15 protein-coding genes are annotated in these 12,322 nt (G+C 47.7%); 9 read left to right on the forward strand and 6 right to left on the reverse strand.

The genetic code is table 11. The features are described 5' to 3' along the window. The first annotated feature begins 32 nt into the window (after window positions 1-32). From ACN9MQ_RS05420 to ACN9MQ_RS05435, 4 genes are all read left to right on the forward strand, one after another. Complete coding sequence (locus ACN9MQ_RS05420; protein ID WP_032677597.1) at window positions 33-788, forward strand: AzlC family ABC transporter permease; 756 nt, start codon at window positions 33-35, stop codon at window positions 786-788. After that, window positions 781-1,080, forward strand: a complete 300-nt coding sequence (locus tag ACN9MQ_RS05425) for an AzlD family protein (RefSeq protein WP_014168994.1) — start codon at window positions 781-783, stop codon at window positions 1,078-1,080. The genes ACN9MQ_RS05420 and ACN9MQ_RS05425 overlap by 8 nt, the downstream gene beginning before the upstream one ends. A gap of 117 nt (window positions 1,081-1,197) precedes the next feature. Next, on the forward strand, window positions 1,198-1,680 hold the full coding sequence (locus ACN9MQ_RS05430) for a glutathione peroxidase (protein WP_244047735.1): 483 nt from the start codon (window positions 1,198-1,200) through the stop codon (window positions 1,678-1,680). 169 nt (window positions 1,681-1,849) lie between these two features. Then, a complete protein-coding gene (locus tag ACN9MQ_RS05435; protein ID WP_244047736.1) occupies window positions 1,850-2,593 on the forward strand; it encodes an SDR family oxidoreductase in 744 nt (247 codons plus the stop codon). A gap of 167 nt (window positions 2,594-2,760) precedes the next feature. Here ACN9MQ_RS05435 and ACN9MQ_RS05440 read toward each other — a convergent pair whose 3' ends face one another. Continuing rightward, window positions 2,761-3,072, reverse strand: coding sequence for a hypothetical protein (locus tag ACN9MQ_RS05440; protein WP_025204747.1), 312 nt, complete (start codon window positions 3,070-3,072; stop codon window positions 2,761-2,763). A 347-nt stretch (window positions 3,073-3,419) separates the two neighbouring features. Between ACN9MQ_RS05440 and ACN9MQ_RS05445 the strand changes: the two genes are divergently transcribed. Together ACN9MQ_RS05445 and ACN9MQ_RS05450 are read left to right on the forward strand one after the other, a co-directional pair. Continuing rightward, entirely contained in the window at window positions 3,420-4,097 is a 678-nt protein-coding gene (locus ACN9MQ_RS05445; RefSeq protein WP_426262681.1) for a DUF1963 domain-containing protein, read from the forward strand. Between the two features lie 218 nt (window positions 4,098-4,315). Then, on the forward strand, window positions 4,316-4,615 hold the full coding sequence (locus ACN9MQ_RS05450) for a DUF6966 domain-containing protein (protein ID WP_044867644.1): 300 nt from the start codon (window positions 4,316-4,318) through the stop codon (window positions 4,613-4,615). Window positions 4,616-4,935: 320 nt separating this feature from the next. Here ACN9MQ_RS05450 and ACN9MQ_RS05455 read toward each other — a convergent pair whose 3' ends face one another. The 3 genes from ACN9MQ_RS05455 to ACN9MQ_RS05465 form a co-directional block, all read right to left on the reverse strand. Continuing rightward, window positions 4,936-5,811 carry an AraC family transcriptional regulator gene (locus tag ACN9MQ_RS05455; RefSeq protein WP_044867642.1) on the reverse strand — a complete coding sequence of 292 codons (876 nt, stop codon included), beginning with the start codon at window positions 5,809-5,811 and terminating at the stop codon, window positions 4,936-4,938. 238 nt (window positions 5,812-6,049) lie between these two features. Beyond that, complete coding sequence (locus tag ACN9MQ_RS05460) at window positions 6,050-6,307, reverse strand: hypothetical protein (RefSeq protein WP_426021341.1); 258 nt, start codon at window positions 6,305-6,307, stop codon at window positions 6,050-6,052. A gap of 228 nt (window positions 6,308-6,535) precedes the next feature. Next, window positions 6,536-7,411, reverse strand: a complete 876-nt coding sequence (locus ACN9MQ_RS05465) for a LysR family transcriptional regulator (protein ID WP_426021340.1) — start codon at window positions 7,409-7,411, stop codon at window positions 6,536-6,538. Between the two features lie 128 nt (window positions 7,412-7,539). On the opposite strand from ACN9MQ_RS05465, the gene gstA reads away from it, so the two are divergent. Then, entirely contained in the window at window positions 7,540-8,145 is a 606-nt protein-coding gene (gene gstA / locus ACN9MQ_RS05470; RefSeq protein WP_426021339.1) for a glutathione transferase GstA, read from the forward strand. A gap of 332 nt (window positions 8,146-8,477) precedes the next feature. Here the strand turns inward: gstA and ACN9MQ_RS05475 are convergent, their stop codons facing one another. Both ACN9MQ_RS05475 and ACN9MQ_RS05480 read right to left on the reverse strand, forming a co-directional pair. Further along, window positions 8,478-9,257, reverse strand: coding sequence for an SDR family oxidoreductase (locus tag ACN9MQ_RS05475; RefSeq protein ID WP_149376900.1), 780 nt, complete (start codon window positions 9,255-9,257; stop codon window positions 8,478-8,480). After that, window positions 9,257-9,583: a nuclear transport factor 2 family protein gene (locus tag ACN9MQ_RS05480; RefSeq protein WP_244047742.1), complete on the reverse strand. Its 327-nt coding sequence runs from the start codon at window positions 9,581-9,583 to the stop codon at window positions 9,257-9,259. The genes ACN9MQ_RS05475 and ACN9MQ_RS05480 overlap by 1 nt, the downstream gene beginning before the upstream one ends. Before the next feature lie 89 nt (window positions 9,584-9,672). On the opposite strand from ACN9MQ_RS05480, the gene ACN9MQ_RS05485 reads away from it, so the two are divergent. Continuing rightward, window positions 9,673-9,999, forward strand: a complete 327-nt coding sequence (locus ACN9MQ_RS05485) for a winged helix-turn-helix transcriptional regulator (RefSeq protein WP_032681484.1) — start codon at window positions 9,673-9,675, stop codon at window positions 9,997-9,999. Window positions 10,000-10,580: 581 nt separating this feature from the next. After that, window positions 10,581-12,161, forward strand: a complete 1,581-nt coding sequence (locus tag ACN9MQ_RS05490; protein WP_426262682.1) for a phosphoethanolamine transferase — start codon at window positions 10,581-10,583, stop codon at window positions 12,159-12,161. Window positions 12,162-12,322: the final 161 nt, after the last annotated feature.

Below are 12,322 nucleotides of genomic sequence, written 5' to 3' on the forward strand. Positions count from 1 at the left end.
AGTATTTGAAATAGACGAAATGAGCGAAACGCATGAGTGAACAACGTGTGGATGTCAGTTCTGCCAGACCATTACTGGATAAGAGTGAAACGAAGAAAAAAGAAATCCTTCGTGGCCTGAAAGATGGGTTACCCGTATTACTGGGCGTGATCCCGTTTGCGCTGGTGTTGGGTGCGCAGGCAAGCCATAAGGGGCTCACGCCTCTCGACGTTCCCTTGATGACAGGATTAAATTTTGCCGGCGGGTCTGAATTTGCCGCCATACAAATCTGGACGTCGCCGCCACCTTTTTTACTTATTATGGCCGTAACATTACTGGTAAACAGTCGTCATATTTTAATGGGGGCGACGCTGGTTCCCTTACTTTCTCGTTTTCCAAAACGAAAGGTCTTACCTGCGCTTTTTTTTATGACGGATGAGAGTTGGGCACTCAGTTATAATGACGCGCATTCCAGAAATAACAAAACGGCGCCGCTGTTCAGCATGCCGTATTATATGGCGGTCTCTTTATCTTTCTATACGATGTGGGTTTTCTGTACCGCACTCGGCGCGTTAATTGGCCCAGTGCTGGGCGATGTTCACCAGTATGGTTTTGATATGGCCTTTCCGGCGGTCTTTCTTGTGCTGGTCAGGGGCATGTGGAATGGCATTCGTAAAGCCGTGCCCTGGATAATCAGTCTGGTTGTCTCCGTGGCGGTATGTCATTTTATTGCCGGCCTGTGGTACGTCATTGCTGGCCCTTTAGCAGGATTAGCCGTTGCCGCATTTTTAGGGGGAGAGGATGCCTGATTATCAGACCTTCATCGCCATCGTATTAATGGCACTCACCACGTATGCAACGCGTGTGACCGCTTATCTTATATTACGAAACCGGGTGCTTACGCCCAGGGCGATGACGGTACTTAAATCCTCTCCCGGTTGTGTCATGCTGGCTTTCATTGCGCCTTTTTTTGCCTCCGGAAATCCCGCAGATCTGATCGCGTTAGGGTTAACGTTGGTTGTTGCAATGCGCTTTTCAATGCCGGTGACGGTGATCTCCGGCGTGATGTTTGCCTTTATACTTCGCTATTATTTAGGGTAAGTTTCCAGACCTGCCGCGCAACCAGAAACAGAACCGACTTCTTACGTCCCTTTCCCCGCCGCTGTGCGCGAAGTGGTAATGTTGGCGTCGAACAGGTTCTGCGTTGAGGATCCCGCTATGACCACGTTTTATCAACTGACAGCCACCCGTCTGGATGGACAGCCTGTCGCTATGCTCGACTTCGCTGGCAAGGTGGTGTTGGTCGTGAATACCGCCAGCCAATGTGGCTTCACGCCACAATACGGCGGCCTTGAGGCGCTTTATAAGAAATACGCCGCCCAGGGGCTGGTGGTGCTTGGGTTCCCCTGCAACCAGTTCGGTAAACAGGAGCCCGGCGATGCCGACGACATCGACAGGACCTGTCACATTCATTACGGTGTGAGCTTCCCGATATTCGAGAAGATCGAGGTCAACGGAGCCGCAGCGCATCCGGTGTTTCGCTATCTGAAAAACGAATTGCCCGGCGTGCTGGGGGGACGAATCAAGTGGAACTTCACCAAGTTCCTGATCGGACGCGACGGTAAACCGCTCAAGCGTTTTGCGCCGATCACCACCCCCGAGAAAATGGAAGCCGCAATCCTTACTGCGCTTGAACGCTAAGTATTGTGGTCATGATGGCCTGAACTCAGGAGGTATTCATTGCAGGGGCGTTTATCGCGCATCGCAGACGCCATGTCCGCATCTAAAATAGCACTCACGGAAAGATGTCACTCCCTCTCCTCATGCTATATCTCCGTAAACATACCCATTAATGAAAGGACGTATGGAGATGCTGAGAGGCAAAAGAGCGGTTATTACGGGTGGGGGCAGGGGATTTGGTCAGGCGCTGTGCGTATGGCTGGCGCGGGAAGGCGTTGAGGTAGAATTTTGCGCGCGGCGGGCTGATGATATTCAACAAACCTGCAGTCTTATCACTGCTGAAGGCGGTATGGCAAAAGGGTATATCTGTGATTTAACCCGGCCTGAATCCGTTTCTGCATTTTCTTCACAGCTATTAACTTCAGACAAGCCCATAGATATTTTAATTCTCAATGCTGGCCAATGGTTGTCAGGAACGTTAGACGACCAGCCTGATACCGACATTATTAATACCGTCAGTTCCGGCCTGACAGCGTCGATTCTTCTGACGCAGGCTCTGTTGCCTGGGTTAAGACGTTCAGACAGTGCTGATATCGTCTCAATTATCTCTTACTGCGGGATCCCGAACTTCACGGATTCAATTGCGCACCCCGCTTTTTTCGCCAGCAAACATGGGCTCAGCGGATTTACAACAAAACTCGCACAGCAATTGTCCAAAGAAAATATACGGGTTACCGGACTGTACCCTCCTGATTTCGAACTTACAGGGTTAGATTCGAGTGTCGATAGTCAATGCAGAATGGGAGAGCGGCTCTTGAACGGGCGATCGGTCTGGGAAGCGATTCGTTTTGTGTTGGTTCAACCGCGTAGTTGCCATATAAGTAGCCTCTACATTCAAGGTCCAACCCGCGAAGACCTGAGTGATAGGGTCTAAATCGGGTGATGTTAAACAAAACAGTCTACGCACAGAGCAGCATGTTGATACCAGATGAAACAGGCTGCTCTGTGCCTTAAGTGGATGCGTTGAGTCAATATGGGGGTTATGGCAAATCAGGGATTATGACAATTCAGGGATACCGACAGGATACCCGGAAGATGACATTAAAGCGGTGAAATTGCCTCAACAACATGCTGGAAAACGTAAGGGTCAGAAAGTAGCTTAAATTCTTCATCATCCGGGTAAGTGACCGCCACATGATAGTTTTCTCCAGCAAATGCCTTCACTGACTGCAGATCCTGCCAGTAAGTTGCCAGAAAGAAATGCTCCCAACTTCCCTGCGTTTCTCTGCGAACGAACGCGCCTTTGTTCCCCGATATGCTCCTGGAATGCTCTACCCCTGTTTTTTCAAGGTGTTTTGCAAAACCTTCCGCATGTTCAAGCGGAACACATCCATGCCAGGTCCTTACAATCATTAGTGTTCTCTCTTTAAGGATGGTGAGGGTATAACCATATCATCAGAAAGCACCTCATGGTGTGATTAACGAAGAGCGTTATCTCACACATCGATTTATCGGACATTCTTCACCTTGCTTCAGACTGAATCTCATGACCATGATAAATTTAGGTCACTTCCGTTTTTTGCTCGTAGCTGATCGTACGGCTCTTATGTCGGTCCGCTTTGTGCAAGAAGCGGACCTCCGTTACTATTCTGAAGAGGAAGCACAGAAATATTTAGGTCTGTTGGGTAATAATTACGATATATAATAAAAACTTCTCTATTTCAGAATCCAAGAGTATGGGCATACGCAAGGATGCAATTATGAAATCCAAGAGTGCGTTAGTTTTAGAAGAACTCAGATCCAAATTACGTACTGCATCTGTGGCACAAGTCGGTGGTTTCCGCCCTACAGCAGACCCAATTACATCCTGGTTTTTAAAAGGAGTCGCTCTTCCAGGTGAAGGGTTGCCAGTTTGGAAGGGGCAGCCGATGTTTCCGCTTCTCCAGATTCGCGTAGATGAGCTTCCCGTGATTCCTGAACAACTGAAGGGGATCGCGCTCTTAGTGCTTTATCATAATATGGAAAGCCATCCATTTGATAAACCTCATGGCGAGGGGTGGCTAATACGAGAATACGCCACCCTTGATGGGCTTGAGTTATTGCCTGCAATTAACACTCCATATCGCGCATTTCCGGTTCGGTGGGTGAGTGTCAATGATGATGCTCCAGGATGGGAGGATGCTTGGGATATTATTGACTTGTCTGACGTAAACGATGATGAGGATGCAAGTGATAGATTCTATGATGGTTTTAACCGGTACAGGGGAACCAAGGTTGGAGGATATCCAATGGAGATACAACATGGTGTGGGGATTCAAGATTTTGTCTTTCAAGTGGGGTCAGAAGAAAAAGTAAACTGGATGTGGGCGGACAATGGTATCGGCTACTTTCAAAAATCCCCAGAGGGACTTTGGACGTTTTCATGTCAGTTTTACTAGAAACTCAACGTCCTCTCATCGCTCACAGCGGACCTTCTGCTCCGTTAGTTTGGCCGCTTTGTGCCAGGAGCGGACGCGGTCTCCTCTGTTCGAAGGACAAAATTTAATGAGCCACTACACTATCAAACAGACCTTTTTTCCGGTGGCTCTGAGCAAGTTGTAGTACCTGCACCGTGGAAAATACCTGACGTTAAGATACTTGGAAGTAGTGGTTTGAAATGAAAAATGAAATAAAGAAAACAGTAACTGACATCATTAAAATACTATCCTCAAATGAGGAGGGTTCATGGGCAAAAACATTTGAAAAACTGGCCATCGAACTCGATGTTGATTGTGAGTCATCCATTTACTCATTGAAAAAACTCTACGGCGGGATGGGGTCATTTAACGATATTGTTCTCCATAAAAATGGAATACCTCTAATTCGAGAAAATGACGAGTTAGATGATTTGAGACACAAACTCTATAAGCAACTTGACCATGCAATCGGCTTGTTAAAAGCAGGAGATTTACCCTAACGTCGTTACCGGTAGCGCCTTTGAGTTACTGGCGACGCTTACGATGAGAAAAGATAAAACTGCTATGTATTGACCCGGAAAACGACTGGAAACGCGCCCGGTAAAATATATCCGGATGCATGACTATGCAGCCAGCTGAATTACCACTCGGCTCGCCGAAACATGACCAATCGGCGGACAGCACTAAGGTCCGCTCCTCGCTCGTAGTGGACCTTCTGATCAATTAGTTTGGTCGCTTTGTGCCAGAAGCGGACGTTGCAAATATCACGGTTTTAATCGATGGGGAGCAGGTCAACGATAAACAATAACCCTGAATCAGCTCATTTTAACGGCAAAAAGATATCCGTGAGTAATTCATGTTCTGCTACCTCATGCACAAAGTTGTGGTAATGAAAGAAAAGCGGGAAGTCGCGAAGTTCCTCTCCGCTCTCTGGCAACCAGTCACGATACAGAGACTTAGCCAACTCGGTTAACGCATCATGCGATCCCTGATGACGTAACACCGCACAGCGACCAGCCGGAATGTCACTATTTATCACCCCGAAGCGATTGTCTTCAATAATGGGTGACGTGACGGTTCCGCAAATATGGAACTCAAATTCATCCGGCGGCGTTAAGGTTGGATCGTGTGGTGCAATACCGTATGTCTGGCTACTGGCAACCGGTGAAAAACCCGTGGTTTTTCGCCATTCAATAAAGCGAGCCGCCGTTTCGTTTATTCGCTCCGGTTGTCCATAATGCGTCAGCATTGCGACTGACGTCGCGGGGAAAGTAATGATCCTGACCTGGCTTTGCATGGTTTGTCTCCTGGCTTTGTAAGGTTCGGATATGCGCTTATGCCAATCCACCCAGGGGGGCTGCTGGCGGAATTGCGTCGGTGATAGACCGAACATTTGTCTGAAAGCACGGCTAAATGATTCAGAATGCTGGAAACCGGCGTCGTACGCGATATCAGTGATTTTCTCTAACGGATTAAAAGCCAGTCGATAAGATGCGCGTTTTAAGCGCATCATCTGGATGTAACGGCCAGGTGGCATCCCACAATAACTACAAAACTGACGATGGAAATGAAATGGCGAGAAGTGAGCCACTTCACTCAGTTTTTCCAGTAATAAAGCGTCATCGAGATGGTGGTCAATATAATCAAAGACCTGTTTAAAGCGTCTGGCGTAACTATCAGTTTTATTATCACACATGACTTCCTCCGTGCTGCTTAATATGCTCGAAGGCGATTCAGTTTGCCTGACCGATCTTGCTCAATGACGTACGAAGGAGAGCATTTCCAGGTGGCTATCTTTCGAACCTTTGACTTACTCCCCATTGCTCAAGACTCTCGATGTCAATATGCATGCCGAACTTCCACTGTTCGCTCAAAGTTGCTTCTCAGCTCCACGTCAGGCGCGGAGTAAACGCATCCGTGTAAGTGCACAATTTTCATGTGTCACTAAAGCAGCGTGTTCCCATCGACATTCTGTCAGCTTTATACGCCTGCCACTCGCGCCAGACATTCTCTGGATCAATATCGCGGTAGCCACGCTCTCTGATTATTTCCTCGGCTGCTTCGGCCGGCAGGCGGATGGCTGTAGCGTCATCGCGGATGGACTCAACCTCATCGCGGGTCAATTCACGTCCCATGCCCTGTTCTTTATCAATCAGGACTATGATCAACGCAGGGATAAAAACAATCTTCATACTGATTAGTCTCTGAAATATTCGCATACCACTGTGTCACTAACAGTTTTGATATAGTTTGACCTGTTCCCAGTTGATTGATACACGACATTGTGAGCAAGTTCCATGGCGACTTAATTATGAACGTCTGCTGATTGCTCATAGCGGACCTTTTGCTCAGTCAGTTCGTCCGCTTCGTGCCAGAAGCGGACATCTAACAAGGCGCTGAATTGAATAACACCAGCTGGCTCATCTTCGCTTATGTAGCGCATTAAGTAGCGTCTGCGTTGCATCGGAAGACGCTCCAGATGACGAACAAACCAGCCCAAATTCCCGGTGTATAGCAGGCGTCAAAGGCGCTACGCACAGGTTGCGCAGCGTCTCCGGCAGGGCTGATTCGGGTACAAGGGCGACGCCCATCTCTTCCCCGACCAGCTTACAGGCGCTAATCCAGTCGCGTACTGTCACGCGTATATCGGAAAGTTGCAAACCAGCCATTTCCATCAGGCTTTTTCCATTAACGACACATCCGCCTGTCGCCAGAATAAAGGGCTGGTCTGCCAGCGCCTTTAGCGTTATGCCATAAGCCCTGGCATGATGTGCCAGCTGATGTTTAGCTGGTATTACCGCGACCCATGCATCCTGTCCTAATATAACCTGTGCACGCCCGGGGCCGGGATTCATGACCACCCCAAGTTCTACGGTATCGGCGGCAAGCCACTCCTCGACTTCCTCGTCCGAGCCTTCCAGGACAACGATTTCAATACCCGGATGCAGGCGCTTAACGTCGCGAAGAAGCCCTGGCAACAATGTGGACGTCACTGAGGGGAAACTGGCCAGGCGAATGCGCCCCCGGTGTAAGTCTCGGCTTTTATCAGCCAGTATGCGGATGGCATTCAGCTGCGAAAGCATGTTTCGGGCATTTTCAATAACCTGCTCACCCAGCGCGGTAATACCGATATACCGTCGCTCACGCGTAAATACCGGGAATCCAAGCGAAGCTTCTAACTGGGCGATGGCCTGGCTGGCACCTGACTGAGTCATTCCTATCTCTTCTGCGGCGCGCGAGATGTTGCCGGCATCGGCGACGGCCACCAGCAGGCGCCAGTGTAAAAGATTCATCATGATTATCAGTAGCTCAGCTAATAGTTAGATTCTATATCATTAATTTTACAGCGAAATACGCGTCAAATACAGTGAGTTCAGAATTGCTTCGAATTTCTCGATGGCTTTACACATTTAACGGAGACAACATGAAACTCTATTACGCCCCGGATACCTGTTCGTTATCACCGCACATTGTGCTGCGCGAACTGGAAATTGAATTTGAACTGGTGAAGGTTAACAACAAAAGCAAGCTCACTGCTGATGGTCGCGACTTCCGCACCATTAACCCTAAAGGTTATGTCGCTGCACTTGAATTGGATAATGGGCAGATACTCACTGAGGGGCCAGCCATTGTGCAGTACCTCGCCGATCTTAAACCAGAATATGGCCTGGCACCGCGCGCAGACAGTTGGGCTCGGGTGCGTCTGCAGGAATGGCTTAACTTTATCACTAGTGAAATACACGCTGGCTCGGCACCGCTGTTCAACCCCGCACTGCCCGAGGACATCAAAGCGATTTTTCAGGATAAGCTCTTCCGAAAGTTCGATTTACTCCAGGCGAGGCTCGACGAAAACACCTATCTGACTGGCTCATCCTTCAGCGTAGCGGATGCCTACCTTTTTACGGTGCTGGGTTGGTGTAAATTCTTCTCAATCCAACTGGAACGCTGGCCAGCGCTACCGGCGTACATGGAAAAAATAAATGCCCGACCTGCTGTACAGGCTGCATTACTGGCTGAAGCGTCTCAGTAGGGTAGGTAATCGCTTACTGCTGGACACAACATGTTGAGTGTCTGCAAAGAGGTCGTCTGCCCTTTGTTCTACGCGGGCCTGAAGTTGCGCGTAGCGTTCTGCTCCGTAGCATGAGCTGACGCTGAAACCCATTCCCGGCGGCATTCACTGCTGCTTTCGTTTCATTATGGACTCAACGCCACGCGACTTTTTGCCTTCATCTATGCCTCAAGTCAGACCTTGCGGCTCTTATATCAGGCCGCTTTATGCCCTAAGCGGCCGTTACGCCTGGCCACTCGTTTGTCGTGAGGAAACGTTAAGGCTCAAAATAATGCACTGTTTCAGATATAAAATTATACCGTCGGGACAGTACCGCCATCGATCACATATTCCGTACCGGTAATAGTGGCAGCACAGGATGACGCGAGGAAGACGATGAGGTTCGCCACTTCGATGGGCTTTGAGGGACGGCCCAGCGGAATTCCGCCGAGTGCATTCATGATGATCTGCTTACCGCCCTCGTAGTCCGTTCCTGCCTGCTGAGCAAGTCGTTCCGCCATCGCGACCGATGCTTCGGTTTCTACCCAGCCAGGCGCCACACGCACCACCCGAATCCCCTTAGGGGACACTTCTTTCGACAGGCTTTTGCTGTACGCCGACAGTGCCGCTTTGGCCGCCGCATATCCGGTGGTCGATTCCGGTAACGGCAGTTCACGCTGAATAGAGGTGACGTGGATGATCACCCCATCCTGTTGCGCCAGCATCCCTGGCAACAACGCGCGATCTAAGCGTACCGCAGGCAACAGATTAAGATTGAGCTCCTGTTGCCATTCCTCTTCCCCAAGGGCTGCAAACCCACCGCCGGGAGCGGTAGAACCGCCTGCTACGTGGATAATGATATCGACGCCGCCCAGGTATTTCTGAACGGCGTCCACGACTAAATTACATCCCTGGATGGTGGTCAGATCCGCCGCCACGAAAGCGTCTGCGGTAGATTCTGCGGGCTCGTGACGCGCGGTGGTTAGCACCGTTGCCCCTTGCTGTTTTAAAAGGCGGACAACTGCTTTGCCGATCCCTTTGGTCCCTGCGGTAACCAGAACACGTCTGCCCTGTAAATCAAGATCCATCAGCATCAGATTATCTCCAGAGTCGCAATCTTGTCGCCAGCGAGGCCGAAAGTATGTGTAAGCATCACGGGGCTACCGGGAAAATTACCGACAACGTTCGAGGTGACTATTACCCGATCGCCTTCCGTGAGAACTTCAATGGGATGAGCGCTATAGTCGAACGCAGCCTGCGCCGCGCGTTGCCACGCTTCGATTGCCGCGTGCCCCCGATGGGTTTTACCTTCATCGAACACGACGGCATTGAGGGTAAAACAGCGCTTAACGCTGGCAATATCGGCACCATTGCCGATCGCAAAATAGGTTGAAATAGCTTGCGGTAGAGATAATGACATGGCCCTTACTCCCGTTATTTACAGTACGGGAATTTTTAACATAGACTGTAAAATTGACAAGTACGCACAAAAAAGTGAGCAACTGAATTATGAGTAAGTTATATAGCCCGGAATCTGCCGCAAGCGGCGTGGAACAAGTTCTGCGAATGCTGGAAGGTCGCTGGAAACTCATTATTCTGTTTCATCTTTTCGACGGAAAGGTGCAACGCTATTCTGATTTTGAAAAACTGATCCCCGAAATTTCGCAGAAGATGCTGGCACAACAGCTGCGGCAGCTGGAGGCCGACGGCATTGTGTCACGTAGGGTGTATCCTCAGGTTCCACCGAAAGTCGAATATCGGCTCACTGAGTGGGGGCAGGCGCTGTGTCCGGCTCTTGATGCGATGCTGAAATGGGCAGAAAAACGCGAGGTCTAGGGGCTCGGGTACATTTTTGTTTATGGTCGAAAATTGTTGATGTTCATTCCTTGCTGATAGCAGACCTTGCGGCTCTTATTTCGGTCCGCTTTGTGCCGGGAGTGGACATTATTTTTCTCGACTTATTCTAAATTCAATGCAAGGTACTATTATTGAATATATCGTCTGGGTTAAATTATGAACACAACCAATCCCATAATGGGCAATATTATGAAAAGGAGGAATATTGGCATATGGCCTCATGGCCGCATCCCTGCCCATAGGCTGTTATGCGGAGGTACAACGCATTGAGTGGAGTAGGGAGCATGATAAAGAGCGAAGTATGAAAATCGAAATCTACTAATCCTCGTAGTACCGAAGATTGCCGGCATACTATAGACTCTGGCACCCGCAGCGTTTCATATTCTAAAAGTCCTCAAGAAAGCTAAACAAGGCGTCCTGATTCTGTGAACCCTTTGAGCTTATGGAGCATATTTGCATTAATTAATCAAGCTCAGCTGATTATATAATAAACAAGAACCACACTATTTTCTATATTTAAATAAAACGGATAAAAACCGAGCCAGTTTAGGTGCTATGAAATGTTATTAACTCTTAAAAAAACTTGTTATGATAATTTTAGATTTGTTTTAAGTGGGGCGTTTTTTATAATTTCAGTATCCATTGTTGTTATTGTTAATTTTATTGGTGCGCGTTATAATTTGGTCATTAATCGCACCTTGGTTTTTGCCTTTCTGTTATTAACACTTCTTTGCATTAATAGCAAAGTATTAAAAAACTTTATTGGCTTTATAGCCTTAACATTAATCGCTGCTGATTTATCTCTTCAGATGTATGCCTGGAATCACTTCAATGCTAAATTTGACTATGGTTTTGCATTAAGTGTAATAAATACTACAGGTAGCGAAGCATTTTCAATGTTAGGCGTTTATTGGAGAAGTTGTGCAATTTTTATGGGGTTGCTGTGTTTATTTATTTTAACTATTAACTGTAGCACAAGTACCCTGCCGTTAAAGTATAGGCGATACCCTGCAATATTATTCGTGCTTTTGCTAACTGGCTATACTGTACAGGGTATACTGCATCAATTACGAAAAAGCAATGTTGATAGCCTTGCTCAACGTGTTGTCAATTCAACTCCGCTGAGCACGGCTACAGTCTTTATGCAAGCCATCTCTGATATGAGTATTGCCTCCAGTATTAATAATAATACACCTGACTATTCAGTATCACTATCAGATACCGGAATTGATAATTATGTAATTATTATTGGGGAGTCTGAGCGCAGTGCAAATATGAGCATATATGGATATGAGCGAAGCACGACTCCTGAACTGGAAGCAGAAAGGAAAAATCTTCTGTTGTTCCAGCATGCCATTAGCCCCGCGCCAGTGACCATTATGGCTGTGCCACTTGCGCTCACTGCTGATTCAGTACAGGAAGCAGATCCCGCTAAGTACAGTGACAATATTATTAGTATAGCGAACAAAGCCGGGTACGATACGTACTGGTATAGCCACCAGGGAAAAGGGGGCGCATATAATAATGTGATTACAGGTATCGCTATGAAAACCAAACACCATCAGTGGATTGATCAGGGGTTCGATGACTCTTTGCTCCCAGAACTTGAATCAACGCTGAAAACATCTGGTAAGAAATTAATTGTGCTACATCTATATGGTAGCCACGAACCTGCCTGCGCGCGCTTCCCAAAAGATGCTTCCGTCTTTAAAGATGGAAATAAAGATGATGATTGCTATGATAACTCTGTGCGCTTCACGGATTATGTTATGGGGAAAGTTTTTAGCCAACTTTCAAATACACGCTCTTCTGTATTTTACTTTTCTGACCATGCCTTAATACGCGATCCTTCACGTTCAGTGGTATATTACCATGCAGGGGCTAATCCCCCCCGGGAAGCGTTATCTGTCCCAACTTTCATTTGGTATAGCCCTAAAGTCGAAAGAAAGAATAAGTTGATCGGAGACTACGAGACACCATGGTCTACCGATGATGCGAATACCCTATCCGAATTATGGCTCGGAATACATCGGGTTGAAAATGATATCGTTAGCTTGCAAAAGTGGCTACAGGACTATCAAAAACCGATTGTAATTAAGGATACAACGGGTAAGAAATTTAATTGGACGGATATAAAGTAGTAGAAACGATGATTCTTGGTTAAAAATTATTCTGCCGATTGACTGAAAATTCATGGCTATGGGAGCCAGACCTGAAGAGGTACTGGCTCGTACTCTCAATATTCATGACCAACTCTCCATTGATTTATACACTATGCTCTGAGTCAATCTTCATCGGGTGT

It is taken from the genome of Enterobacter sp. R-25, from assembly GCF_049913205.1.
GTDB lineage: Bacteria > Pseudomonadota > Gammaproteobacteria > Enterobacterales > Enterobacteriaceae > Enterobacter > Enterobacter ludwigii.

Coding starts and splice junctions, on each gene's coding strand:
- ACN9MQ_RS05450 (WP_044867644.1), top strand. CDS start 4,316: ATGAAAAATGAAATAAAGAAAACAGTAACTGACATCATTAAAATACTA.
- ACN9MQ_RS05435 (WP_244047736.1), top strand. CDS start 1,850: ATGCTGAGAGGCAAAAGAGCGGTTATTACGGGTGGGGGCAGGGGATTT.
- ACN9MQ_RS05445 (WP_426262681.1), top strand. CDS start 3,420: ATGAAATCCAAGAGTGCGTTAGTTTTAGAAGAACTCAGATCCAAATTA.
- ACN9MQ_RS05485 (WP_032681484.1), top strand. CDS start 9,673: ATGAGTAAGTTATATAGCCCGGAATCTGCCGCAAGCGGCGTGGAACAA.
- ACN9MQ_RS05475 (WP_149376900.1), bottom strand. CDS start 9,257: ATGCTGATGGATCTTGATTTACAGGGCAGACGTGTTCTGGTTACCGCA.
- ACN9MQ_RS05490 (WP_426262682.1), top strand. CDS start 10,581: ATGTTATTAACTCTTAAAAAAACTTGTTATGATAATTTTAGATTTGTT.
- ACN9MQ_RS05460 (WP_426021341.1), bottom strand. CDS start 6,307: ATGAAGATTGTTTTTATCCCTGCGTTGATCATAGTCCTGATTGATAAA.
- ACN9MQ_RS05455 (WP_044867642.1), bottom strand. CDS start 5,811: ATGTGTGATAATAAAACTGATAGTTACGCCAGACGCTTTAAACAGGTC.
- ACN9MQ_RS05465 (WP_426021340.1), bottom strand. CDS start 7,411: ATGATGAATCTTTTACACTGGCGCCTGCTGGTGGCCGTCGCCGATGCC.
- gstA (WP_426021339.1), top strand. CDS start 7,540: ATGAAACTCTATTACGCCCCGGATACCTGTTCGTTATCACCGCACATT.
- ACN9MQ_RS05480 (WP_244047742.1), bottom strand. CDS start 9,583: ATGTCATTATCTCTACCGCAAGCTATTTCAACCTATTTTGCGATCGGC.
- ACN9MQ_RS05420 (WP_032677597.1), top strand. CDS start 33: ATGAGTGAACAACGTGTGGATGTCAGTTCTGCCAGACCATTACTGGAT.
- ACN9MQ_RS05440 (WP_025204747.1), bottom strand. CDS start 3,072: ATGATTGTAAGGACCTGGCATGGATGTGTTCCGCTTGAACATGCGGAA.
- ACN9MQ_RS05425 (WP_014168994.1), top strand. CDS start 781: ATGCCTGATTATCAGACCTTCATCGCCATCGTATTAATGGCACTCACC.
- ACN9MQ_RS05430 (WP_244047735.1), top strand. CDS start 1,198: ATGACCACGTTTTATCAACTGACAGCCACCCGTCTGGATGGACAGCCT.